General features: G+C 62.9%; 23 protein-coding genes and 1 tRNA gene. 3 read left to right on the top strand and 21 right to left on the bottom strand.

Annotated elements, in window-relative coordinates; translation table 11 throughout:
- Positions 1-37: 37 nt before the first annotated feature.
- The 14 genes from LZ538_RS08505 to LZ538_RS08440 all read right to left on the bottom strand — a co-directional run bounded on the left by LZ538_RS08505 (position 38) and on the right by LZ538_RS08440 (position 13,483).
- Positions 38-3,580, bottom strand: coding sequence for a TonB-dependent receptor domain-containing protein (locus LZ538_RS08505; RefSeq protein ID WP_283937667.1), 3,543 nt, complete (start codon positions 3,578-3,580; stop codon positions 38-40).
- 193 nt (positions 3,581-3,773) lie between these two features.
- Entirely contained in the window at positions 3,774-4,409 is a 636-nt protein-coding gene (locus LZ538_RS08500; RefSeq protein ID WP_249831547.1) for a DUF6445 family protein, read from the bottom strand.
- A gap of 53 nt (positions 4,410-4,462) precedes the next feature.
- Positions 4,463-4,538: transfer RNA gene (locus LZ538_RS08495), tRNA-Phe, on the bottom strand.
- A gap of 53 nt (positions 4,539-4,591) precedes the next feature.
- Entirely contained in the window at positions 4,592-4,789 is a 198-nt protein-coding gene (locus tag LZ538_RS08490) for a DNA gyrase inhibitor YacG (RefSeq protein ID WP_249831546.1), read from the bottom strand.
- On the bottom strand, positions 4,773-5,726 hold the full coding sequence (locus LZ538_RS08485) for an Rne/Rng family ribonuclease (protein WP_249831545.1): 954 nt from the start codon (positions 5,724-5,726) through the stop codon (positions 4,773-4,775). Before LZ538_RS08485 ends, LZ538_RS08490 begins: the two co-directional genes overlap by 17 nt.
- Positions 5,719-6,291: a Maf family protein gene (locus tag LZ538_RS08480; protein ID WP_249831544.1), complete on the bottom strand. Its 573-nt coding sequence runs from the start codon at positions 6,289-6,291 to the stop codon at positions 5,719-5,721. The genes LZ538_RS08485 and LZ538_RS08480 overlap by 8 nt, the downstream gene beginning before the upstream one ends.
- Positions 6,291-6,539, bottom strand: coding sequence for a translation initiation factor IF-1 (gene infA / locus LZ538_RS08475; RefSeq protein ID WP_249831543.1), 249 nt, complete (start codon positions 6,537-6,539; stop codon positions 6,291-6,293). The genes LZ538_RS08480 and infA overlap by 1 nt, the downstream gene beginning before the upstream one ends.
- 73 nt (positions 6,540-6,612) lie before the next feature.
- On the bottom strand, positions 6,613-7,584 hold the full coding sequence (locus LZ538_RS08470) for a quinone oxidoreductase family protein (protein ID WP_249831542.1): 972 nt from the start codon (positions 7,582-7,584) through the stop codon (positions 6,613-6,615).
- A gap of 87 nt (positions 7,585-7,671) precedes the next feature.
- On the bottom strand, positions 7,672-9,795 hold the full coding sequence (locus LZ538_RS08465) for a sodium-translocating pyrophosphatase (RefSeq protein WP_249831541.1): 2,124 nt from the start codon (positions 9,793-9,795) through the stop codon (positions 7,672-7,674).
- Between the two features lie 164 nt (positions 9,796-9,959).
- On the bottom strand, positions 9,960-10,925 hold the full coding sequence (thiL, locus tag LZ538_RS08460) for a thiamine-phosphate kinase (protein WP_249831540.1): 966 nt from the start codon (positions 10,923-10,925) through the stop codon (positions 9,960-9,962).
- The gene (gene nusB / locus LZ538_RS08455; protein WP_249831539.1) at positions 10,922-11,383 is read right to left on the bottom strand and encodes a transcription antitermination factor NusB; all 462 of its coding nucleotides are present in this window, start codon (positions 11,381-11,383) and stop codon (positions 10,922-10,924) included. Before nusB ends, thiL begins: the two co-directional genes overlap by 4 nt.
- The gene (locus LZ538_RS08450; RefSeq protein WP_249831538.1) at positions 11,380-12,294 is read right to left on the bottom strand and encodes an alpha/beta fold hydrolase; all 915 of its coding nucleotides are present in this window, start codon (positions 12,292-12,294) and stop codon (positions 11,380-11,382) included. The genes nusB and LZ538_RS08450 overlap by 4 nt, the downstream gene beginning before the upstream one ends.
- The gene (locus tag LZ538_RS08445; protein ID WP_249831537.1) at positions 12,291-13,196 is read right to left on the bottom strand and encodes a pirin family protein; all 906 of its coding nucleotides are present in this window, start codon (positions 13,194-13,196) and stop codon (positions 12,291-12,293) included. Before LZ538_RS08445 ends, LZ538_RS08450 begins: the two co-directional genes overlap by 4 nt.
- Complete coding sequence (locus tag LZ538_RS08440) at positions 13,196-13,483, bottom strand: BolA family protein (protein ID WP_249831536.1); 288 nt, start codon at positions 13,481-13,483, stop codon at positions 13,196-13,198. Before LZ538_RS08440 ends, LZ538_RS08445 begins: the two co-directional genes overlap by 1 nt.
- 38 nt (positions 13,484-13,521) lie before the next feature.
- On the opposite strand from LZ538_RS08440, the gene LZ538_RS08435 reads away from it, so the two are divergent.
- Entirely contained in the window at positions 13,522-14,097 is a 576-nt protein-coding gene (locus LZ538_RS08435) for a DnaJ domain-containing protein (protein WP_249831535.1), read from the top strand.
- On the opposite strand, the gene LZ538_RS08430 is transcribed toward LZ538_RS08435, so the two are convergent.
- The 6 genes from LZ538_RS08430 to LZ538_RS08400 are packed head-to-tail and all read right to left on the bottom strand — an operon-like array spanning position 14,094 to position 18,243.
- Positions 14,094-14,750, bottom strand: a complete 657-nt coding sequence (locus tag LZ538_RS08430; protein WP_249831534.1) for a glutathione S-transferase family protein — start codon at positions 14,748-14,750, stop codon at positions 14,094-14,096. The genes LZ538_RS08435 and LZ538_RS08430 overlap by 4 nt on opposite strands.
- Positions 14,747-15,409: a dihydrofolate reductase family protein gene (locus tag LZ538_RS08425; RefSeq protein WP_249831533.1), complete on the bottom strand. Its 663-nt coding sequence runs from the start codon at positions 15,407-15,409 to the stop codon at positions 14,747-14,749. Before LZ538_RS08425 ends, LZ538_RS08430 begins: the two co-directional genes overlap by 4 nt.
- Complete coding sequence (locus tag LZ538_RS08420; RefSeq protein ID WP_249831532.1) at positions 15,402-15,899, bottom strand: VOC family protein; 498 nt, start codon at positions 15,897-15,899, stop codon at positions 15,402-15,404. The genes LZ538_RS08425 and LZ538_RS08420 overlap by 8 nt, the downstream gene beginning before the upstream one ends.
- Before the next feature lie 18 nt (positions 15,900-15,917).
- Positions 15,918-16,760, bottom strand: a complete 843-nt coding sequence (locus tag LZ538_RS08415; RefSeq protein WP_249831531.1) for a VOC family protein — start codon at positions 16,758-16,760, stop codon at positions 15,918-15,920.
- A 41-nt stretch (positions 16,761-16,801) separates the two neighbouring features.
- Positions 16,802-17,560 carry a DUF1428 domain-containing protein gene (locus LZ538_RS13370; protein ID WP_347402751.1) on the bottom strand — a complete coding sequence of 253 codons (759 nt, stop codon included), beginning with the start codon at positions 17,558-17,560 and terminating at the stop codon, positions 16,802-16,804.
- Positions 17,557-18,243 carry a glutathione S-transferase family protein gene (locus LZ538_RS08400; RefSeq protein ID WP_249831530.1) on the bottom strand — a complete coding sequence of 229 codons (687 nt, stop codon included), beginning with the start codon at positions 18,241-18,243 and terminating at the stop codon, positions 17,557-17,559. Before LZ538_RS08400 ends, LZ538_RS13370 begins: the two co-directional genes overlap by 4 nt.
- A gap of 154 nt (positions 18,244-18,397) precedes the next feature.
- Between LZ538_RS08400 and LZ538_RS08395 the strand changes: the two genes are divergently transcribed.
- Together LZ538_RS08395 and cobS are read left to right on the top strand one after the other, a co-directional pair.
- Positions 18,398-19,060 (top strand): winged helix-turn-helix transcriptional regulator, encoded by a 663-nt coding sequence (locus tag LZ538_RS08395; protein ID WP_249831529.1) that lies wholly within the window; start codon positions 18,398-18,400, stop codon positions 19,058-19,060.
- Positions 19,061-19,105: 45 nt separating this feature from the next.
- Entirely contained in the window at positions 19,106-20,110 is a 1,005-nt protein-coding gene (gene cobS, locus LZ538_RS08390; protein ID WP_249831528.1) for a cobaltochelatase subunit CobS, read from the top strand.
- Between the two features lie 58 nt (positions 20,111-20,168).
- On the opposite strand, the gene LZ538_RS08385 is transcribed toward cobS, so the two are convergent.
- Positions 20,169-22,019, bottom strand: a complete 1,851-nt coding sequence (locus LZ538_RS08385) for a M10 family metallopeptidase (protein WP_249831527.1) — start codon at positions 22,017-22,019, stop codon at positions 20,169-20,171.
- Between the last annotated feature and the right edge of the window lie 213 nt (positions 22,020-22,232).

Raw genomic sequence — 22,232 nt, 5'->3', positions numbered from 1 at the left:
CCGAAGATCCGCCGCCGGTAGTTCAATTCCCTCCCGCTTAGTTGCCGCGTTCCGGAGCCGGAGGCGGCGGAGGCGGAGGCGGAGGCGGAGCCGGGCAGGTGTCCGTCGCCAGGATCACCGAACCGTCCGCGCAGGTCTGCGTGGCAGGCGGCGGGGGCGGCGGTGGCGGTGGCGGCGGGGGCGGCGGCGGCACGTGCTTCGGCGGAGCGAAGTCGATCGTCGCACCGAGGTACAGGTACCGGCCGAGCGCATCCCACGTACCCGGATAGGTGTTGCCGTTACACGGGCCGGTCGGGCAGAGGTTCGACCCTTCGAGCACGCCGCTGCCCGTCGTCACGAGCGGCGGATCGTTGTCGAAGATGTTGTTGACGCCGGCGCGCAGATTGACCCGATCCAGCACGGTGAACGTCGTCGCCAGGTCGAAATAGTTCTGCGCCTTGATGTGCAGGCCCGGGTCGACATTGAAAGGCCCATTCAACGTCTCGTTGTCCTCGAGAGTCTCGGCCTTGACCTTGCCGACATACCGCCACTGCATCGACAGGCCGAGGCCGAACGGCATCTGGAAGCCCACGCGAGCCTTGTGCCGCCACTTAGGCATTGGCGCCGAGCTTGCGACCACGCCGCTGCTGCACACCGGGCCATAGAGTCCCGCGCAGTCATATTCCTCGGTCAGGCCGTTATTGACCTTATACTTGTGGAGATAGGTACCGAGGAAGCTTGCCGACAGCGTGCCCAGGAAGTTGTCGAAGCGATAGCTGTAGGAGCTGGCGATGTCCCAGCCGTCCGTCTTGATCGTGCTGGTGTTGCCGGGAAGATCGCTGACGAAACCTCCTGGGGTCAGCCAGATCGAGCCCGATGGGTCACGGTTCACGAGTGCGCAAGCCGGCGAGATGTTCGTCGCGCTGGTCGACTGATTGACGCAGGCCGTGAGGATGGCGTCCGCACCGAGTCCCTGGATCGCATCCTTAACCTTGATGTTCCAGTAATCGAGGGTGAGTGAGAAGCGCGGGATAAAGCGCGGCTGCAGTACGATGCCTGCACTGCGGGTCGTTGCCTTCTCCGGCTTCAGGTCGGGGTTGCCGCCCAGAAGGCCGTTATACTGGCCGGCCGGGTTGCCCGGGGTACCAGCGCCGAGCGCGACTCCGCTTGCCAAGCAGCCGAACTCGTTCGCCTGGATCGGGTGCCCCGAGCACGGATCCTTGGTGCCGTCCAATCCGACGAACACAGGCGCGAACAGCTCCTGGATGTTCGGCGCGCGGCTGGCACGGTTGTACGAAGCGCGCAGCCGGATGTCGTGGATCGGGGCGATCTCGGTCGAGATCTTGTACGTATCCGTCTGGTAGGTGCTGCTGTCGTCCGTTCCCACGGGCGCCAGGTCGTTATGGGTCTTGTACCATGAATGACGATAACCGGCGGAGATCGTCCACTCTTCCATGAACGAGTTCTGGATGATGGGGATCTGGGTTTCGCCGAAGAGCTCCCATACGCGGAAGTTGCCGGCAACTGGAAGCGTCGGAGCGCCCTGGCCGGTCAGATCGCCCGTTTGGAACGACTGGTCCGGATTCACTTCAAGCGATTCCCGGCGATACTCGACGCCGACGTTGATCCCTACGCCATCTTCGGCCCAAGGCGTCTTGATCCCATATTCGCCCAGCGTGCCCGTGAAGTTCGCGTTGGCGATCTGCTCGGAAGTCTGACCGGTGATGACGCCGAACACGTTCAGGTAATTGATCGACGCCTGCGAGGGCGCAGCGCCGAAGATATCGTAAGGCACGCAAGTCGGATCCTGACCGGTCAGAACCGAGCGGCAGACCGGGAGGCCGAAATTCGGATTCGGCTGACCTGCAATGGTCGCGCGCGGGTCCTTCACCGCGTCGAGCGCGCGGGTCAAGCGAGCGAGCGAGAACTCGTTCTTGTAGACCTGTTCGTAATTGGTGCGGCCATATTGCCAGTAGGCATCGTAGGACCACGCGTTGCTGAGATCACCGCGCGTGCCGAGCACTCCGCGCCAGTTCTGGTGCTTGAGGTCGGCAATGCGGGGTCCGCCCTCGACGTTGCGCCGGCCAACCAGGCCGAACGCGCGGTAATAAGGCTGGCCGGTGACGGGGTCGATGAATGGAAGCGCGGTCGTCCCGCCAACACCGTTGTCCGTGGTGTTGTAGGGCGCGCCGATCGCGACCGGGAACGTGCCGATGAAGCCGCCGACGAGGTTCGGATAGCCGAGGTCTAGCGGAATTCCGTTCGCATCGACGCCGCCGCAGAGAAGATCGGCCGCGTCGGGCGATATCGTCGGGTTGTCGCAGTTGATCGACGTCGTCGATCCAAGGAAGGCGCCGCCCGGCGCGATCTGCGCCAGCGTGCGGTCGTCCATGAACATGAACTCGAGATACGGCTTGATCTGGTCGTTGATCTCATAATCCGCGAATGCACCCGCGATGTATCTCTCGTCCGGCCGCTGGAAATAGTTGTACGGCGCGAAGTTGAAGAGGTTCTGACCGAGTTCAGCTGTGCCCGGCCCGAGCGCGATCGTGGTCGAGGTTGTCAGACCGAACGACGGAAAGCCGAGGATGTTGCCTGGCGCCGCGGTCGCTGAACCGCCGCACCGCGGATTGCGGGGCGTGTACTTCGGTCCGTCCTCACCCAAGGGGAATGGTCCGTTGACCGACCGCTGGATTGTACATGCGCTGAAGTCACGATCGGACTGCAGGACTGGCTTGACGTTGCGATAGCCGAAATAGGCGACCGCATGCCCCCGACCGTCGTCGAAGGCCGAGCCGAGCATCACGGTGCCGTCAATCGTTCTGCCGCCCCAATCGCTTCCCGTCGGGCTTGGGAATCCGCGACCAGCAAGAAGGTCATTGATGTGAACTTCCTGGCCTGCGGCGGTGCAGCCTGCGCTGCCTTGCGCATTGAAGCATTCGCCGACGAGCGGATTGTCCTGATGGTGCTGATAGCCGCTGATCGTTCCGTCGAAGCGGATGCCGGTGAAATTGGTGTCGAGGATGAAGTTGACGACACCGGCGACGGCATCCGCGCCGTACACCGACGAGGCGCCGCCGGTGAGGACTTCCACGCGCTTGACCAGCGCACTCGGGATCAGGTTGAGGTCGGCGGCCTGCGTCGTGCTGTTCGGGTCGCCCGGGACCATGCGGCGGCCGTTGATCAGCGCGAGGCTGCGCTTCGAACCGAGATAGCGGAGGTCGACTTCGGCGGTGCCGCTGGCGCCGTTCGAAACGCCGGAAGCTTGCGATGCGCCGACGGACGGCAGCTGGTTCAGCGCGTCCTCGATGCGGGTCGTGCCGGTCAGCTTGATGTCCTGGCTGGACACGACCGTGACCGGTGCTGCCGATTCAAGGTTTGGCTGCGGAATGCGCGAACCGGTGATGATGATGTCACCGGCCTGGGCGACTGGCTCGCCCTGAGCGGAAACCGACGGAAGAGGCGCCGATTCCACGGGCCCGCTAGGCGGCTGTGCGTTCGGATCGGGCGATTGCGTTTCCTGTGCGAATGCAGGGCTTGCGGAAGCCGCACCGACCAGCAGGGTGGTCGCAAGCAGCCTTTGGCGCAGGGTCGTCCTCATTCTGTCATTCCCCTCTGTTAAGCGCGCAGCGCGTTCTGCACGCATACGGGGGTATGTCTTCTCCTACGGCTGGCCGGGAGCAAGTATTCGTCGACGAATGTAGTTGCTTTTTTGAATCGGTGTAGCGCCGAAACAACATATCCGACCACCCCGACATGCTGTGGCGGGCGGCAAATCAGTGAGCGAATAGGCGTTACGATGCAGCTGCGGCGGCTCCCGAACTTCGTTGGCCGCGCAGGAAGAACATCAGATAGACAAGGCGGCCGTTCACCACGCTGTCGCCGAAGGAAGGGCCGGATGTGTGCCAGTAATGAGGCTGCAGCAGCACCAGTCGATTGAACCGCATCGGCACGGTCATTGTATGTTCCCACTTCGACCGGTCGAGCGCGTCTTTGTCGATAATATCGTGCTGAAGCTCCTCATATGTCGAATAGCCGGCGCGCTTCAGGCTCTCGGCGTCCATCGGGACGCGGTCGGTACCCGTCGGCTTATGACGGAAGAACTCCGTCCCGCCGCGACAGTCCTCGTCACGGGTCAGGTAGAGTATTCCGGACCAATGGCTTTGGTCGACGTGGATGCGGCCGGGCCTATCGTCCTTGGCGAGGGACAGTCGGCAGCAAGCGTGTGAATTGTCGTTTGCCCACATCGGTTGCACGGGCTCGCGCACCAGCATCGAGACGATCTGGTCGAGCCCTTCGATATTCACCTTTTCGGAAGAATTGAGCCCCGGAAAATGGCCTGTGACCGAATAATTGAGGGTCAGTGCTTCTTCGCGAACCCGGTCGGCATTGCGCAGGAAATCGTCGATCACGAAGAGGTGGGGAACCATGCGCGCGGATTAGCACGTATTGCTGATGCGGCCAGCAGGCTCTGTAAAGAGGATGGTGCCCAGGGGCGGAATCGAACCACCGACACCGTGATTTTCAGTCACGTGCTCTACCAACTGAGCTACCTGGGCCCACGTGAGGGGCAGCGCCTGCGCCGCGTCAGCAGGCGAAGCGAGCCGGCTCCCTAACCGTCGCCCTCCTCGCTGTCCACCCTTCCGGAAGACAGCTCAGGGGCTGCGGCGGGCCCGGGGATGCGATACCCTTCACCAAGCCACTTCAGCAGGTCGCGGTCCTTGCAGCCGCGGCTGCAGAAAGGCGCATGATCCGGTGCTTCGCCTTTGCCGCAAAGGGGGCAGGCCTTGGTGTTAGGACGCTTCGGCATAGCCACCGGACATGGTTAGAGTCGGATCGGCCCGCAAGGTCACCATGCCGCCAACTTGGCGGCTCAAGGCTTCGGCCCAGTCCTGGCGCAGGGCTGCGGCAACGGCGGGGTGAACCGCAAGGCGAATTGCGCCCTTCGCGCTCGCGGCGCGCCTAAGCAGGGCACGGGCTTCGAACGCTGCGCGGTCCTGCGCCAGCTCGATCAGCGAGGCACGACGTCGCGGTCGGACGATCTGCAGGAATCCGAAGCCGTTCATTGCTGTGCGTTCAAAGGGCTTGGGCAGGATGTCGTCGATCGCCTGCCCGGCAAGCTGGCGCGCCGCCTTGTCGCCGACGGTAGGCAGGTCGATCCCGATCGAACCTCCGATATCGAGACGACGAATCGCCTTGGCTGCTTCCCGCGCGCCGCGGACCGCGAGTTCCGTCGGAGGCAGTTGACCGTCCACGTCGATCAGCGTCATCGCTGGTGTCGGGGAGATTCGTAGCTCGCCGCCGTCGAAGCGCACGACTCCACTCCTCGCTTGCTCGAGGAGCTCGTCCCAGCCCTCTTCTGCAAGCCGGTCACGACCAGGCAAAGGCGGGAACGCGAGCACAGTTGCGGAAGGTCGTTCGGTGACGGCGGCTTCCTCGTCCGCCGCCAGGCGCGCGAGCGGCCGCTTCCACGGTTCGCTTCCGGGAATGCGTGCTCGCGTTACTGTGAGCCGGATTGTGGAGCCTTCGGTTGCTTGGGGCGCTCGTGGCAGCAGGACCTCCGTGCCGTCAGCGGTCACAGCGATCGCGTTGCGCCCGGTCGATCCAACCGAGATCAGCCGAGCCTCGAGAGTTCGGCCCGCGGGGAGGACATCATCCAGCTCGACGCGAGCCTCGATTATCTCTCCGCCGTCGACCAGCACCGTGCGGGTCTCCCCGACCCCCTCTTCGGTCAACCATTCAGGCAAGCTGGTAGCCCGCCGATTTCAGGAGCACGCGGGTTTCGGCAACCGGCAGGCCCACGACATTGGAATAGCTACCCGCGATTTGGCGCACATAGACTTCGCCGTAGCCCTGCAACGCATAGCCGCCGGCCTTTCCGCGCCACTCTCCGTGACCGGTGTAATAGTCGATCTCTTCGTCGCTGAGCTGCTTCATCGCGATCATTGTCTCGACGACGCGATCACGGATCACCCCCCGCGGCTGCGCAAGCGCAACGCCAGTCAGGACCCGGTGACGCCGGCCGGATAACAGCCGCATGCATGCGCGCAGCGTGGCCTCGTCTTCAACCTTGGGCAGGATCCGACGCCCAACGGCGACGACCGTATCCGCTGCCAGGACCAGTGCATCGGGGTGTGCTCGCGCAACTGCTTCGGCCTTTTCTCGGGCCAACCGCCGCGCATGATCTCTCGGTAATTCGCCTTTCGGTACGCTCTCGTCGATCTCGGCCGGAACGATGGCGTCAGGAATGACTCCAATTCGGGCAAGCAGATCGACGCGGCGCGGGCTCGCTGAGGCGAGTACCAGCCGCATCAGGGATAACCGGGCGGGCCTCCGCGGCCAGGCATGAAGCGATAGGTGATGCGCCCCTTCGTAAGATCGTAGGGCGTAAGCTCGACCAGGACTTCGTCCCCAGTCAAAACGCGGATGCGGTTCTTGCGCATCTTCCCCGCAGTGTGGCCGAGGATCTCATGGCCATTCTCGAGGCGCACGCGGAACATGGCGTTGGGCAGCAGTTCCACGACCGTGCCGCGCATCTCGAGCAACTCTTCCTTGGCCAAAAGATCCCTCTTCCTCTGTGGTAAAAAGTCGCGGAGCCTTACTCTGCGATTTCCTGAAATGGAAGGTGCGGGCTCAGATCGTCAGGATCGTCGATCCCGTCGTCTTCCTGGCCTGGAGGGCGCGATGCGCTTCCGCTGCATCTCTCAGCGGAAATCGCTGCTGGACCTCGATCTTCACTTTGCCGCTGGATACTACCGCGAACAGCTCTTTAGCCGACTGCTCCAGCTGTTGGCGCGACGCGATATAGTGAAACAGCGTAGGTCGGGTGAGGTACAGCGAACCCTTTTGCGCGAGCAGGTTGGGGGAGAAAGCGTCTACCGAGCCGGACGACTGGCCGAAGCTCACCATCAGACCGCGCACCTTCAGGCAGTCGAGCGAGCGCATGAATGTATCGCGCCCAACGGAATCGTAGACGACCGGAAGCTTCTCTCCATCCGTGATGCGTTGCACCTCGACGACGAAATCCTGCCTGGAATAAATGACCGGGTGCGCGCACCCGTGTGCGCGCGCGAGCTCGGCCTTTTCTTCCGTGCCCACCGTGCCGATAACTGTCGCGCCAATCGCCGATGCCCATTGGCAAAGGATCAGGCCGACGCCGCCGGCCGCTGCATGAATGAGGATCGTATCCCCCTTGGCAACTGGAAAGACGGACCGCAGCAGCATCTGCGCGGTCATCCCTTGGAGCATCATGCCGGCGGCCTGCTCGGCCGAAATATCATCCGGAAGCTTCACGAGGCGGTCGGCGTCGATCAGCCTCTGTTCGGCATAGCCGCCCAGCGGGCCCGCATAAGCGACGCGATCCCCAACCTTCACGTGGGTTACGTCGGATCCCACCTTTTCGACAGTGCCGGCCCCTTCCGTTCCAGGCGTGAAGGGCAAGGGCTGCGGATACAGGCCCGTCCGATGATAGACGTCGATGAAATTAAGGCCCACGGCCTCCTGCCGTAGCAGGACCTGGTCGGGCCCCGGATCGGCAGTCTCTATCTCTTCCCAGCGGAGGACTTCGGGTCCGCCAATCTCATGAACTCGGATCGCGTGCGCCATGGGAGCGCTTCAACCCGTTCTGCGCGCAAAAGAAAAGCCCCGCCGCGGCAGTGCCGGGCGGGGCTCCCCTTTCTTATTTCGCGGAGCTTAGTGGGCGCCGCCCGCGAGCGCCGCAAGAAGCAGCAGCGCCACGATGTTGGTGATCTTGATCATCGGATTGACGGCCGGGCCGGCGGTGTCCTTGTAAGGATCGCCGACGGTGTCGCCGGTCACTGCGGCCTTGTGCGCCTCAGAGCCTTTGCCGCCGTAATTGCCGTCTTCGATATACTTCTTGGCGTTGTCCCATGCCCCGCCGCCGCTGGTCATCGAGATAGCGACGAACAGGCCGGAGACGATTACGCCGAGAAGGAGCGCGCCGACTGCCGCCAGGCCGTTCTCCTTGCCGCCCACCGCGCCGATGACGAAGTAGACGACGATCGGAGCAAGCACCGGCAGAAGCGACGGAATGATCATTTCGCGGATCGCGGCCTTGGTGACGAGGTCGACGGTGCGGGCATAGTCCGGACGTACGGAGCCATCCATGATGCCCGGATTGTCACGGAACTGGCCCCGGACTTCCTCGACCACGGCTCCACCCGCGCGGCCGACGGCAGTCATGCCCATCGCTCCGAACAGGTAGGGAAGCAGGGCGCCGAGAAGGAGGCCCACGATGACGTAAGGATTCGAGAGGCTGAACAGAGTGTCCAGATCGGTGCTGACCCCGATCTGGCTGCCAAACTCACGGAGGTCGGCGGTGTAGGCGCCGAACAGCACCAGGGCTGCGAGGCCGGCGGAGCCGATCGCGTAGCCCTTCGTGACGGCCTTTGTCGTGTTGCCAACCGCATCGAGCGCGTCGGTGCGATGACGAACCTCATCCTCCAGGCCTGACATCTCGGCGATGCCGCCGGCATTGTCGGTGACCGGGCCGTAGGCGTCCAGCGCGACGACCATGCCCGCGAGAGCAAGCATGGCCGAGGCCGCGAAAGCGACGCCAAGGAAGCCGGCGAGCTGATAGCTGCCGATCAGGCCGGCGATGATCACCACGGTCGGAAGCGCCGTGGACTCGAGGCTGATGGCGAGACCCTGGATGATATTCGTGCCGTGGCCCGTCTGCGACGCGCGAGCGATCGACTGGACCGGACGATAGTTCGTCCCAGTGTAATATTCGGTGATCCAGACGATCAGGGCGGTGACGGCAAGGCCGATGAAGCTCGTCCACACGAGATTGATCGCCGGGAAGCTGGTGCCGTTGGTGGTTGCTACTGTCTGGCTCAGGTTGCCGTCGAGTGCGAGCCATGCCGCGCCGAAGATCGCCGGCACCGCGAGCAGGGTCGCCGTCCAGAAGCCCTTGTAGAGAGCGCCCATGATGGAGCCCTTGGCGCCGAGCCGGACCATGTAGGTGCCGATGATCGACGTAATGATGCACACGCCGCCGATCAGAAGCGGAAGCGTCATGAGCGGCACGAGCAGGTCGCCAGCTCCGACCAGCAGCGCAACCATCACCATGGTGATGCCGACGGTGACGACATAGGTCTCGAACAGGTCGGCAGCCATGCCGGCGCAGTCACCGACGTTGTCGCCGACGTTGTCGGCGATGACCGCGGGATTGCGTGGATCGTCTTCCGGAATTCCGGCTTCGACCTTGCCGACAAGGTCGGCGCCGACGTCGGCGGCCTTGGTGAAGATACCGCCGCCGAGACGTGCGAAGATCGAAACGAGCGACGCGCCGAGCGCAAGCGCCGTGAGGGCCGTCACGACCGAACGGTCGTTCGGGGCATAACCGGCGGGGCCGGTCAGGTACCAGAACAGCACAGAGATCGCGAGGAGGGCAAGGCCGGCAACGAGCATGCCGGTGATCGCACCTGCGCGGAACGCAACGGTAAGGCCCTTCTGAAGGCTGCTACGAGCCGCTTCGGCCGTGCGCACGTTCGACCGGACCGAAATGTTCATGCCGATGAAGCCCGCCGCGCCGGACAGGATCGACCCAACCAGGAATGCAGCAGCCGAGAGGCCGCCGAGGAAGAAGAAGATCACGGCAGCGACGACGACACCGACGATGGCAATGGTCGTGTATTGACGACGAAGGTAGGCGGCGGCGCCTTCCTGGATCGCGCCCGACACCTCGATCATGCGCTGGTTGCCGGCCGGAGAGGCGAGCACCTGGCGGCTGGTCAAAATCCCGTAGAGGACGGCGATCACGCCACAGGCGATCGCAATCAGAAGCAAGTTCATCCTAATTTTCCCCGTTGGACGGCAGACAAAAGGCCGGCAGGCGCGAAGGCGCCGCCGGATGAGTAGCGCCCCTTTATGAGGCCCGGACTAAGCTTGCAACCTGCGGGAAATGTGCGCGGAGTTAATGGAGGAGCAAAGCGGCGGTCATGCCTGACAGCAGGCCGCTAAGGGCGATCAGCCACTGGCGAAGCGATACGGCCGCGATGTTCATAACCAAGCGTCTCCGGCAACGGTATCGGGACGACGCCGTCGAACAACCGTACATCCGGGCTGCCGGCGGTCATCGTTCCGATGCGGGTCATGGTCGTCCCGGAAGGTAAAGGAAGGATTAAAGGATTGCATTCGGCGGGGAGCGCGGCGAGCAGCGCATAATCGTCGCCGCCCGTCGCGGCGAACAGTCGGGAGGCGAGGTCATGGCCGACCTCGGCGACGAAAGCGCGAGAAAGCGGCAACAGATCGAGTGCGATGTCCGCACCGCAGTCGCTGGCCTCCGCGAGACGCGAGGCGTCGAGCAGAAGGCCGTCGGAAATGTCCATCATCGCGGTCGCATGTTCGGACAAGACTTGCCCGGCTCCCAGCTGGGGGACGGGCCGACGATAGGATTCGACGAGGAGTCCGTGCGCCTTTGAGTCGGCAATGAGCTGCCGAAGGCCTGCCGCGGCATCTCCCAGCGATCCGACTACCCAGAGCGTGTCCCCCGGCCGAGCGCCACTCCTCGACGGGACATTTGTGCCCGCCCGGCCGATGGCCGTAAGCCCAAGGACGCGAGTGGCCCCTGGCGGGAGAGCGATCGTGTCTCCACCGATGAGCGGCAGCGCGTAGCTTTCACACGCATGCTCTACGCCCGTGAGGAATTCATCGTCCCAAGCGGTGTCGGCGCCGATCGTCAGCGACAGCAATGCGCCGGCTGGCGAGGCTCCTTTCGCGGCAAGGTCGGACAGGTTCACCGCAACGAGCTTCCAGCCGACGCTAGCCGCTGGGTCCGATGGCAGGAAATGAACGCCTTCGGCGATCGTGTCGTGCGTGATCACCAGTCCGTCCAGAAGCGCGGCATCGTCGAGAAGGCCGCGGGCAGCGGGGTCGCTCGCGATCCGCCGCAGTCGCGCTATCAACTGGGCTTCGATCGTCACCCCGCGCTCGCGGCCCGCGCTTCCTTGGCGATGGCGTCGAGAAGACCATTCACGAAGCCGCTTTCGCGCTTGTCGTAAAAGGCGTGGGCGACGTCGACATATTCACTGATGACCGATCCCACCGGAACGTCCGGACGCGCAATGAGCTCGTACGCCCCCGCGCGGAGGATCGCGCGCATCGGACGGTCGAGCCTCTCGAGCGACCATCCTTGCGCCAGCCTTCCGCTGATCAAGCCGTCGATGTCCGCGTTGCGCGCGCTGACGCCTGTCACGATGTCGTCGAAGAAGTCGCGCTCCGCCGCATGATATTCCGCGTCCTCGATCGTCGCGCCAAGGCGATGATCGTGGAACTCTTTGAGCAGACGCGGAACTGGAGTCCCCTCCATGTCGTGCTGGTACAGAGCCTGCACTGCGGCGAGGCGGGCTGCGGACCGCGAACGGGAACGAGTCTGGCTCATGCGGCAGGGGCAGTAGCGCCGGCGCCTTCCGCGAGGAAGGGGGCGATCGCCGATACGACTTCTTCGGGCGCCTCCCAGGGCGCGAAATGCCCCGCACCGGCCAGGCGAACGACCCGCAAATCCTCGACGAGGTCACCCAGCCCGTCGAGCTGCATCGGCAGTAGCGCCTTGTCCCGCATCCCCCAGATCACCAGGGTCGGCACTTTCACTTTCGGGAAGGCGCGCAGCAGGAAGTCGGGCAGGGGAACGGTGACGCCCGGGGGAGGCACGACGACCTTCGCCGCGCGGTACCAGTTGAGCATGGCGGCGAACCCACCGGGCTGGGACCAATCCGCGATATATTGCCGCTTCTCGGCCTCCGGGATCTTCGAAATGTCGACATGCCCGGAGAACGTCTTCTCGAAGAAGGCGTCGTAGCCCATCGCCTCCACGGTTTTCTCGAATCCGGAAACGCGAAACGCGTTGATATATTGCGACGCGGCGCGCTGGTGCTCGTTTTCCACGAGGCTCTTCTGGAAGATCACCGGGTGTGGCGCGTTGACGATGGCGAGGCGAGACAAGCGCGGATCGTCGCGCAGTGCGGCGGCCCATGCGATCGCTCCGCCCCAATCATGGCCGACGAGCGTGAAGCTCTCTAGCCCGATGGCGCTCGCAAGCGCGAATATGTCGTCGACCAAGGTATCGGTCTGATAGGCCTCGACTTCGGCTGGCCGGTCCGACCCGGCGAAACCGCGCTGGTCCGGCATCACCAGGTGAAAGTCGTCCTCCAGGCGAGGCGCCAGCTCGCGCCAAGTGCGGTGGGACTCCGGGAAGCCGTGGAGGAGCAGGACTGCCGGCTTGTCGGGCTGTCCCGCGAACGCGACATTCAGCGTGACACCAGTGCACAGTGGAACGCGGCGGAACTCGATCATGGATAGCTGACCGTCGTCGGCACTTCCGGAAGCGGGATGAATTCGTGATCGTCTCCGGGCGGCAGCGCGAAGCGCATTGCTTTCCAGTCTTCCTTGGCCTGGTTGATTCGGTCTCGCGACGAGGACACGAAGTTCCAGAACACGTGCCGCGGCGTGGTGAACGCCTGCCCGCCCATCAGCATGGCCTTGCCACCGCTCCGGCTCGCAAGGCGTGCGACATGGCCCGGCTTCAAGACGTATAAGGCAAACAGGTCGAGCGCCTGGCCGTCGAGATCGGCCTCTCCGCCCACCAGCATGATCGCGCGCTCGTCCGCCTCGGCTTCGATCGGGATAGCGCCGCCGGCGGCTAGTTCGATGTCCGCATAGATGGTCGGCGAATGTTGTGGCGTTGCCGCGGTCGCGCCCCACAAAGTGCCCATCAGCACCTTGGCCGTTACTGTGCCGTCCTGCACCGTCGGCAATCCGTCGGAAGGGACATGGTTGAATGCCGGGTCGATCTCCTCCCGTCCGTCCGGCAGGGCAAGCCAGGTCTGCATCCCGTACAGGCTCGGTCCATCCTCGCGCAGCGCCTGCGGCGACCGCTCCGAATGAGTGATTCCGCTGCCGGCTGTCATCAGGTTGATCGCTCCCGGCTCGATAACCTGGTGCGATCCGATGCTGTCGCGATGCTCGATTGCGCCTTCGAATAAATAGGTGACCGTCGCCAGGTTGATGTGAGGGTGGGGCCGCACGTCCATGCCCTGGCCGGCGGGCAGCCGCGCAGGGCCGAACTCGTCGACGAAGATGAACGGTCCGACCATGGTGCGGGGCCTGCTCGGCAGCGTCCGGTTGACCTTGAAGGCGCCAAGGTCGTGCGTGACCGGCGCGATGATCTGCTCGAACGCTGTTTCGACGGTGGCCATTATCCTTCTCCTGGCGCTGCTGCTCTTATCGACAATGCATGGACACGGGCGTGCATCATGTCGCCGAGAGCCCGGTAGATCATCCGCTGTCGTTCGACGCGGTTCTTGCCGCTGAACGCGGCGCTTTCGACGAAAAGGCTGAAGTGGCTTTCCCCCGCCGGATTGTATCCGCCATGCCCGCGATGCTGCTCGCTGTCGTCGACCAGCTCGATCCGTGAAGGCTGGAGCGCCGAATTGAGCCGGCGAAGCATTTCGGTTGCGACCGGTCCCGTGGCGAGCGCGTTCATGACGGCCTATATAGAAGGGTTCGCGAGACGGAGAAGTTGTGGCTTCGAAGCAAGGCAAATTGCATGGGCGGGTCGAAGGGGCGCGCGCGCATTGCGCAGTTCCCGGATGCCGCGCGCCCGGCGAGTACAAGGCGCCGCTGCCGGCGGCCAATTTCGACGGACCGGGGTCATGGCGCTTCCTGTGCCTTGATCACGTCCGTGAGCACAATACGAAGTACAATTATTTCGAGGGCATGACTCCCGATGAAATCCACGAGGCGCAGGGCCCTCTCGGCGGGTGGGAGCGGCCAAGCCGCAAGTTCGCGACCAATGGGGCCGATCCGCCCCCGGCGTGGAGCGATTTCTCCGATCCGCTCGATGCCATTTCCGCTCGTTTTCGAGGCCAGGCGCGCCGAGGCGAAGCACCGAACAGGTTCAGCAAGGCGGAGCGGAGAGCACTAGCTGTCCTTGGGCTTGGCGAAGACTCAGACATGCACTCCCTGCGCAAGCGCTACTCTGCGCTCGTGCGTCGCTACCATCCGGACAAGAACGGCGGCGACCGCAGCCATGAAGGCAAGCTGGGGGAGGTGATCGAGGCCTATCAGCTGCTGCGGAAATCCGCCGCCTTCGCTTAATCGCGGTCGGGCGCGCCGAGCGGGAAATAATGTCGGTAGGGCCGGCCTTCGTCGACGGCACGGGCCACGATCGGATGGCTAAGCAGACGTGCGCGATAGGAGATGAGCCTGGGGCGCGCAGGACCGATCCTTTCGATCCAGTCAGAGTAGAAGAGCGCTGGAGCGGCCGCACAATCTGCAAGCGTGAAGGCATCGCCGATCGCCCATGGGCCGTCACCAAGGTTCGCCTCCAGCCAGTCATAGGCGATGTGAAGCGACTTGCGCGCCTTCTCGACGCCAAAGGGGTCTCGCGAGCCTTCGGGCCGGATCGCGTCGATCACCGGCTTTTGCATGTTGCCCATCACATGGAGGTCGAAGAATCGGTCCAGGAAGCGGGTCCTTCGACCGGCTTCGCCGTCGGGGATCCAACGGTTCGCACCCGGATGATGAGCCTGCAGATGTTCGATAATCGGGGTCGATTCAAACACAGCTGTCTCCCCGTCGAGCAGCAAGGGGAACAGGCCGAACGGCGAGTGCCTGGCAAGCACTTCGCCATTCTCGGGGAAGTCCTGCTCCAGGATGCGATACTCGAACGGCGTCTCGTCCGCCCAAAGGGCAATCAAGACTTTCTGAGTATAGCTGCTGAATGGGTGACCGAATAACTCCACGCTCACCAGCTTCCCGCCTCCATTTTTTCGCGCCGTTCCAGCTCTTCAGCGCTCGGAGGCTTGTTCTCGAAGGTGCCCGTTGGGACATTTCCGGCGGGCTCGTACGAAGCAAGGACCACGCCCGTCTCCGATATGAAATGGTCCGTGAGCTTGAGCTGTCCGGAGCCTTGCGACCCGTCGAAGATGCTCTTGCCCTCCCCGAGGATGACCGGAAAGGTTATCAGGACAAGGCGGTCTATCAGGCCTGCTGCAAGCAGGGGCGGGTAGAGCGTGCTGCTGCCCTGGATGAGTAGGTCGCGACCCTCACTGCGCTTGAGCTGGGCGACCGCTTCTGGCGTGTGGCCCGAAAGCCTATGGCTGTTGTCCCAGGTCAAATCTTCGTCCGAATGGGTAAGCACATATTTGTTGATGCGCTGGAATTTCTCGCCGATCGGATTGTCCTGATTGTACGGCCAATAAGCCGAGAAGATGTCGTAGGTCCGCTTGCCCAGCAGCAGGTCGTATTCGCCCATGATTATCTCTTCGAACGGGCCCATGCTCTCGCTCCAGAAGGGCTGAACCCACCCGCCGAAGCGAAAGTCGCTGGTCGGGTCCTCTTCCGGTCCGCCCGGCGCCTGCATCACACCGTCGAGAGAGACGAAAACGGCGCCGGTTAGCTTACGCATCGGTTGTCTCACCGGCGAACGCCGCTTCAATCTTCGCGACGTCGATCTTGTGCATGGTCATCATCGCTTCAAAGGCACGTTTCGCGGCAGCCTTGTCGGGATTGTCCATCGCCTCGAGGAGGACGCGTGGCGTGATCTGCCATGAGAAGCCCCACCGGTCCTTGCACCAGCCGCAAGCGCTTTCCTGGCCGCCGTTGCCGACGACGGCGTTCCAATAGCGGTCAGTCTCCTCCTGGTCTTCGGTGACCACCATGAAGCTGACCGCTTCATTGGGCTTGAAGTTCGGGCCTCCGTTCAGGCCGACGAACGATTGACCGAGCAATGTGAACTCGACCGTCAGTTCTTCGCCTTCGTGCCCGCCGGGAAAGTCGGTGCTGGCGTTGTGGGCGGGCCCGACATGCGTATCCGGGAAGACCGACGCGTAGAATTCCGCCGCCTTCCTCGCTTCGCCTTTGTCGAACCAGAGGCAGGTCGTGAGCTTGTTGGACATTATTCCCTCCTCAATGATTCACGAGCATCGAGGCCCGACGAGTCCGAAGGGCGCGCCTTGCGGATCCATGCCGTTGAGCGCGTACTCGCCGCCCGGAATCTCCATCGGCCCGTTGAGGATCTGGCCTCCGCCATCGCGGATGGCATTCGCCGCGCGATCGATGTCGTCGACGCCGATGTAATAGGTCCACATGCTGACCGGCATCTGATCCGGCTTGCGCATGACGGCCCCGATGCCCTTCCCTTCGTGTTGCAGGAAGCTGTATTTGCCCATGGAGCCCATATCCATGTCGCCTTCCTGGGCCCAGCCGAACTGTTCCTTGTAGAATTCGATCGCCGCCCCGGGGTCGGCAGTCGCCAGTTCGTTCCAGCGCACGCGTTGCGGCTGGTCGACGGAGAAGACGTCACTCTGTCCGTGCGGATCGTCAGCGGGCGGGATCGGCTTCATCAGGTAAAAGGCCGCGCCCTGCGGGTCCGTGACCATCGCGATGCGGCCGACATTAGGGATGTCGAAAGCGGGCATCATCGACTTCCCGCCGGCTTGTTCGATCGAGCCGACGGCGCGATCCACGTCCGTAACATGGATGTAGCCGAGCCATGTCGGCCGCGCCCCATGCTGCTGCATTTCGCTGGTCAAGGGCAGTACGCCGCCGGCCGCCTTTCCGTCGCTTCGGCCGATCATGCGATAGCCGTTGAAGTCCGGCGAAGCCTCGCCGATGTTCCAGCCGACGACCTCATCATAGAAGGCTTTTGCTCCTTCCGCGTCGGTGGTCATGAGTTCGTACCAGATGAAACTGCCACGATCGGTGCCGCGATCATTCGCCGGGGCGGTTCCCACCGCCTCGTCACGTACGTCGGTCATGCTTCACTCTCCCTTGTCGCTGGGGCCACGAAGGGCCTGGGTTAAGCGGTGACTGGAGTCCCTGACCGCGGCGCCGATTGCTTCTCGGCCGTGTCGACGATCTTGTCGAAGCCGCCCCAGAACATCCGTTGGCCGGCGAAGGGCATCTCGCCTTCGGGCTTCAGGCTTTCGTCCGACATGATCTTTTGCCAGGCATCGTCACGGGTCTGCTTATCCGGCCATTCGATGAACGAGAACACGACCGTCTCGCCCTCTTCGGCATTCACTGCCCGATAGAAGTCGGTGACCTCGCCACGCGAAACGTCATCGGCGATCGATTCAATCACGCGTGACGCACCATGCTGGCGGAAGACCTTGGCCATCTTGGATGCGAGCTCCCGATAGGCGTCGCGATTCCCTTCGGGAACGGGGACGATGAAGCCATCGGTATAGCTGCCGCCCGGGGACCCTTCTTCGACGATCGCGTCGAAGCCACCCATGATCATTCGTTTGCCGTCAAAGGGCATATTCTTGCCCATCTCCTCCATCCGAGGATCGCTCATGAACTTCTCGTTCGCCGCATCCCGTTCCTGCCTCGATGGATATTCAAACCAGGAGAAGACGATCTTTTCATCGGGCTTGGCGTCGACCGCCTTGCGGAAGTCCGTAACCTTGCCTTCCGGGACGTCGCTGTCCCAGCTCTCCACCATCCGGCGAACGCCGACTTCGTTGAACAGGCCCGAAGCGTTGGTTGCATGTTGGAGGTAAGCGTCCTTGTTCGCCTCGGGGACGGGCACGATGAATCCTTCAAAGTAGGTCATGCAGCTGCTCCTTCATGTTGGGGTTCGTGCTCGCGGAACACTGCGAGCTGATCGGATAAGGCTCTCTGGAACGCGGGCCGGGATTCTCCGCGCTTCACGAGCGCTGCGAGATTGGGAAAATGATCGAGGATGCCTGTACCGCGAAGTTGGCGCAGGACGGTGACGGTCATCAAATCACCAATGGTGAATCGGTCTTCCAGCCATTCCTTGTCGCCGAGGGCTTCGGAAACGCACTTCAAGCGCTCCCTGAGGCGATCGAGGAACTTCGGTCGGGCCTCCTCCGTCCACGGCTCTCCCTTGTTGAAGACGTTGATCATGAGCAGTGGGAAAATGGCAGGTTCCACGCTGTTGAGGGCTGCGATGAGCCAGGCAATGCCGCGCATTTGTGACGGGCGATCGGACGGTAAAAGGCGTTCGTCCTGCAGGCCGAGGTGGATCAGGATGGCGCCGCTTTCGAAGAGCTGGACTTCGCTGTCCTTATAGATCGGCACCTGCCCGAACGGCTGCTCGCAAAAATACTCGGAAGGGCGGGGATGGAGCGCGTCGAGCAGGCGGACGGAATAAGGTCGCCCGATCTCTTCCAGTGCCCAGCGGATCCTGAGATCGCGCACTAGGCCCTGAGCAAATTCGGGGACCCAGCGAAACGCCGTGATTTCTATGTTCGAATTGGGGTCGACTGGCATCTCACCCTCCTCAATGCGGCGCCATACGCCTGTTTTCGTGACGGATCAGCACTAGCGCTTACCGCTATATCCCGATCAGCAGTCGCCTCGACGATTCCCGTCCCGGCGACTCGAGTCGCTTGTTTTATGACGGCGTCAGTAATATATTGCAACCATGCAGTTAGAAAAACTAACTCAACAGGATAAGCGACGCTACGACGATGCGTGTGGACTGGCCCACGCACTCGACCTGCTGGGTGACCGCTGGTCGATGCTCATCATCCGCGAGCTTGCTTATGGGCCGCGCCGTTTCTCCGAATTGAAAACCGACCTGCAGGGAATCAGCGCAAATGTGCTGACACAGCGGCTCGGCGAGCTGGAGGGCCGTGGCCTGGTGCGGAAGTTCAAGCTGCCGCCGCCGGCGTCGGTGCAGGTCTATGCTGCAAGCGAGTGGGCGCTCGAGGCGGTGCCTGTGATCGCCTCGCTCGGCAGGTGGGCGGCGCGGAGCCCGCTTCACGACCCGACCTTGCCGATGAGCCACGTATCGCTGCTGATGTCGCTGCAGACGCTGATCTCGCCCGAACGCGCTCAGGGGATTGACGCGCGCATCGGTTTTCGTCTTGGCGATGCGAGCTACGTCGCAACGGTTCGGGAGGGCGCGCTCGACGTCGACCGGCGTGAGCCGGAAGATTGCGACGTCACGTTCATCGGCAGCCCCACTGATGTTGCGGCCGTAATCCACGGCGGCGCACCCTTCGGCATCATCCAGGTCGAAGGCGACATGGACTTGGCGCAACGCTTCGTGACGCTCTTCCCCCTGCCTCCGAAGGCGACCTGAAGCCTATTGTTGAGGCGCGTGGCCGGCTGGCCTAAGGCGAACCGCATGACCGATTTGGCGAATGTGAATCCCGAAAGCCGAGCGGAGACCCTGATGGCGACGCCCGACAGGGTGGCCAAGGTTCGTGACTTGTTCGGCGTCGACTCCGATATGGAGGTTCCGGCGTTCAGCGAGGCGGACGAGCGCGTTCCCGATCTCGATCCGACCTACGTCTTCGACCCCGATACGACGATGGCGATCTGCGCTGGCTTCTCGAAGAACCGTCGCGTCATGGTCCAGGGCTATCATGGCACCGGCAAGTCGACGCACATCGAGCAGGTTGCCGCGCGCCTCAACTGGCCGCTCATCCGCATCAATCTCGATGCCCACATCAGCCGCATCGACCTCGTCGGCCGCGATGCCATCGTGCTTCGCGATGGCCAGCAGGTCACGGAGTTTCGGGAAGGGCTGCTGCCGTGGGCTCTCCAGCATCCGGTCGCGCTGGTCTTCGACGAATATGACGCCGGGCGACCCGATGTGATGTTCGTGATCCAGCGCGTGCTGGAGGCCGAGGGCAAGCTTACCCTTCTCGACCAGAATCGCGTGATCCGGCCGAACCCCTGGTTCCGCCTTTTTGCGACGACGAACACGGTCGGCCTGGGCGACACCACCGGGCTCTACCACGGCACGCAGGCGATCAATCAGGGCCAGATGGACCGCTGGAACATCGTCACCACGCTCAATTACCTGCCCGCCGAGGTCGAGGCGCAGATCGTGCTCGCCAAGTCGGGCGAATATGACGAGCCCGGCGGCAAGGCGATCGTGGTCAAGATGATCAAGGTTGCAGAGCTTTCGCGGCAGGGATTCATCAACGGCGACATTTCGACGGTTATGAGCCCGCGCACGGTGATAAGCTGGGCGCAGAACGCGCATATCTTCGGCGACGTCGGTTATGCCTTCCGCGTATCGTTCCTCAACAAGTGCGACGAAAGCGAGCGGCCGCTGATCGCGGAATATTACCAGCGGGTGTTCGGGGAGGACCTGCCCGAAAGCGTCGCCCACAAGGCCTGAAGGCGGACAAAAAAAGGGCGCCACCCAGCGGGTGACGCCCTTCTCAATTAAACCGGCCTCAGCCGTAGACTATGTCGGTGTTCGGATCGAAACCTGCGCCGAGAACGTGAACGGCATAGTCATGCCCGTTCGCGCTGAACGTCAGGTCCGTACCGTTATATTGAACGTTGGTCACCGTGTCGTGGCCGAACGAAGCGAGATCGACCTTGTCGCCCTCGGCGTGATTGAAGTCCATGATGGTGTCGACCGAAGTGTCGACGACCGTCTTGCTCCAGTCGGTCGTGTCGGTCGGATCGGAAATCACGCCACTGTAATCGGCAATGACGAACGTGTCCGCGCCCGCGCCTCCAGTGAAATGATTTTCCGCCTGGTTGCCGTTGATGCGATCGTCGCCATGGCCGCCGATGGCGTTCTCGATAATCGCACCATAGGCGATGCCGATGTTCTGCTGCATCAAGAAGTTGGCGCCGTCAGGGCCGCTGCCCGTGATGTCCTTCCAGCTGATGCCTTCGTTGATGTAGATCGGGTTGCCATCATCATCGACCTGCAGGACCCCGTTTGCATCCCGGAGCTGGACTCCGCCCTGCAGATACAGATCGTAGAAATATTCCGGATAATAGTTGGCCGGGGCCGGACGCCCGCTCGTGAAGCCTGCCGCCTTGTTTGTGGCATCGATGATCGCGAGGACCTGAGCAGCGGTGAGGTCCAGGGGATTGGTTCCCGCGACGGCGGGGTCGTACGCTCCCCATCCGCCGGCGCTGCTGTACGCGCCCTCGCGAAGGTCGATTACCGAGTTGGTGTAATAGCCTGACAGATCGAGCGTGTCGTTTCCGCCGGCGTCCCAGATGGTGAACATCGTGGACATTTCGCCGGTGTGGAACTTCATCGCCTCGTTGGTCACGTCGGCCGTCGAGTTGAATCCGTAGACGGTGTCCCCCGTCCGCGTGTTCATTTCGGCACCATATTTCTGCTGCACGACAAAGATGTCGTCGACCATCGGCGTCGATGGATAGACATAGCGGAAGACGTTCCAGTCAACCGGCTGCTGCCCCGTCTCCTCGCCGCCGAAATAGGACATGATCGTGAACTGGGTGCTGTCCTGGAAATATTCGGCGTCGGTCGTGTAATTGATCGGGTCGGGCACACCGTCGCCGTCGGTGTCGTCTCCGAAATTGTAGGACCCTGGATGCAGCAGGCCGAGCGAGTGACCGAGCTCGTGATTGAGCGTCAGCAGACCGTAGAAGCCCGGATTAAGCTGGCCGTTGGATCCGTTGGCGCGCGGATCCGCGATCCACACGTCGCTCGCGATTCGAGAGCCACCGGGATAATAGGCCCACGCTTGCGCGGGGCCGGTGAAGGTGTTGGCGAGCCAGATGTCGGCGCTGTTCTGCGCCCAGCCCTTGACGCCGGGTCCTACGGAGACTTCCTGGAACTCAGGCGCGATGAAGTCGTCCCAGTTCTGAACCGCGATCCTCGCGGCGGCTTTTTGCGCCTCGGTGAAGGGAGCATAGCCCTGACCCTCGCCATAAAAGTGTGGATTGTTGTTCCGACCGGGAAAGCGCGTCGCGTCCATGAACCCGAAGTTGATGATGCCGGAATCGCCGCCCGGCCGCAGGTTGATCTCGACGCCGGCGTCCAGCTGCCAGCGAATCGTCCCGGGCACGTTGTCGCCATGAGGTATTACAAGCTTGCCGTCGCGCGGCTCCGTCCCAAGAAGGTCGGTGATGATCGTGTTGAGACCCGGAACATTCTCCCACCGAAAGTGAGAGTTGAAGTCGGCCGCGTCGGCGATCGGCGTTAGCGGAACCGGATCGGTCGCGGTCGGAGTCGTCGTGACCGGCTGCTTGCTTGCGTTAATGTGATCGATGCGGCTGCTGCTCGTTTGCGCACGTACTGAGTGTCTACCCAACGTTCCCTCCTAAGGCTCGCGCGAATACGCCGCGCGAATCCCCTCGCGGGCGAAGGGGAGCGAACCTGCCCTTGCGCAAACGACAGAGTCAACAGCCAATTAACTAATTCGAAAGATTAAATTTTTGGGAACTGCTGGAGTTGTTCCAAAACGAGAATCCATCGAAGCTTCCAATAGAAAAGGGGCCCCGGTTTCCCGGAGCCCCTCTTTTTC

The organism is Sphingomonas hankyongi, from assembly GCF_023516575.1.
Lineage (GTDB): Bacteria > Pseudomonadota > Alphaproteobacteria > Sphingomonadales > Sphingomonadaceae > Sphingomicrobium > Sphingomicrobium hankyongi.
The sequence above is the reverse complement of the archived record's forward strand: the minus strand, read 5'-3'. Positions and strand labels throughout refer to the sequence as shown.

Coding starts and splice junctions, on each gene's coding strand:
- LZ538_RS08505 (WP_283937667.1), bottom strand. CDS start 3,580: ATGAGGACGACCCTGCGCCAAAGGCTGCTTGCGACCACCCTGCTGGTC.
- LZ538_RS08500 (WP_249831547.1), bottom strand. CDS start 4,409: ATGGTTCCCCACCTCTTCGTGATCGACGATTTCCTGCGCAATGCCGAC.
- LZ538_RS08490 (WP_249831546.1), bottom strand. CDS start 4,789: ATGCCGAAGCGTCCTAACACCAAGGCCTGCCCCCTTTGCGGCAAAGGC.
- LZ538_RS08480 (WP_249831544.1), bottom strand. CDS start 6,291: ATGCGGCTGGTACTCGCCTCAGCGAGCCCGCGCCGCGTCGATCTGCTT.
- LZ538_RS08470 (WP_249831542.1), bottom strand. CDS start 7,584: ATGGCGCACGCGATCCGAGTTCATGAGATTGGCGGACCCGAAGTCCTC.
- LZ538_RS08465 (WP_249831541.1), bottom strand. CDS start 9,795: ATGAACTTGCTTCTGATTGCGATCGCCTGTGGCGTGATCGCCGTCCTC.
- nusB (WP_249831539.1), bottom strand. CDS start 11,383: ATGAGCCAGACTCGTTCCCGTTCGCGGTCCGCAGCCCGCCTCGCCGCA.
- LZ538_RS08450 (WP_249831538.1), bottom strand. CDS start 12,294: ATGATCGAGTTCCGCCGCGTTCCACTGTGCACTGGTGTCACGCTGAAT.
- LZ538_RS08445 (WP_249831537.1), bottom strand. CDS start 13,196: ATGGCCACCGTCGAAACAGCGTTCGAGCAGATCATCGCGCCGGTCACG.
- LZ538_RS08440 (WP_249831536.1), bottom strand. CDS start 13,483: ATGAACGCGCTCGCCACGGGACCGGTCGCAACCGAAATGCTTCGCCGG.
- LZ538_RS08425 (WP_249831533.1), bottom strand. CDS start 15,409: ATGCGTAAGCTAACCGGCGCCGTTTTCGTCTCTCTCGACGGTGTGATG.
- LZ538_RS08420 (WP_249831532.1), bottom strand. CDS start 15,899: ATGTCCAACAAGCTCACGACCTGCCTCTGGTTCGACAAAGGCGAAGCG.
- LZ538_RS08415 (WP_249831531.1), bottom strand. CDS start 16,760: ATGACCGACGTACGTGACGAGGCGGTGGGAACCGCCCCGGCGAATGAT.
- LZ538_RS13370 (WP_347402751.1), bottom strand. CDS start 17,560: ATGACCTACTTTGAAGGATTCATCGTGCCCGTCCCCGAGGCGAACAAG.
- LZ538_RS08400 (WP_249831530.1), bottom strand. CDS start 18,243: ATGCCAGTCGACCCCAATTCGAACATAGAAATCACGGCGTTTCGCTGG.
- LZ538_RS08395 (WP_249831529.1), top strand. CDS start 18,398: ATGCAGTTAGAAAAACTAACTCAACAGGATAAGCGACGCTACGACGAT.
- cobS (WP_249831528.1), top strand. CDS start 19,106: ATGACCGATTTGGCGAATGTGAATCCCGAAAGCCGAGCGGAGACCCTG.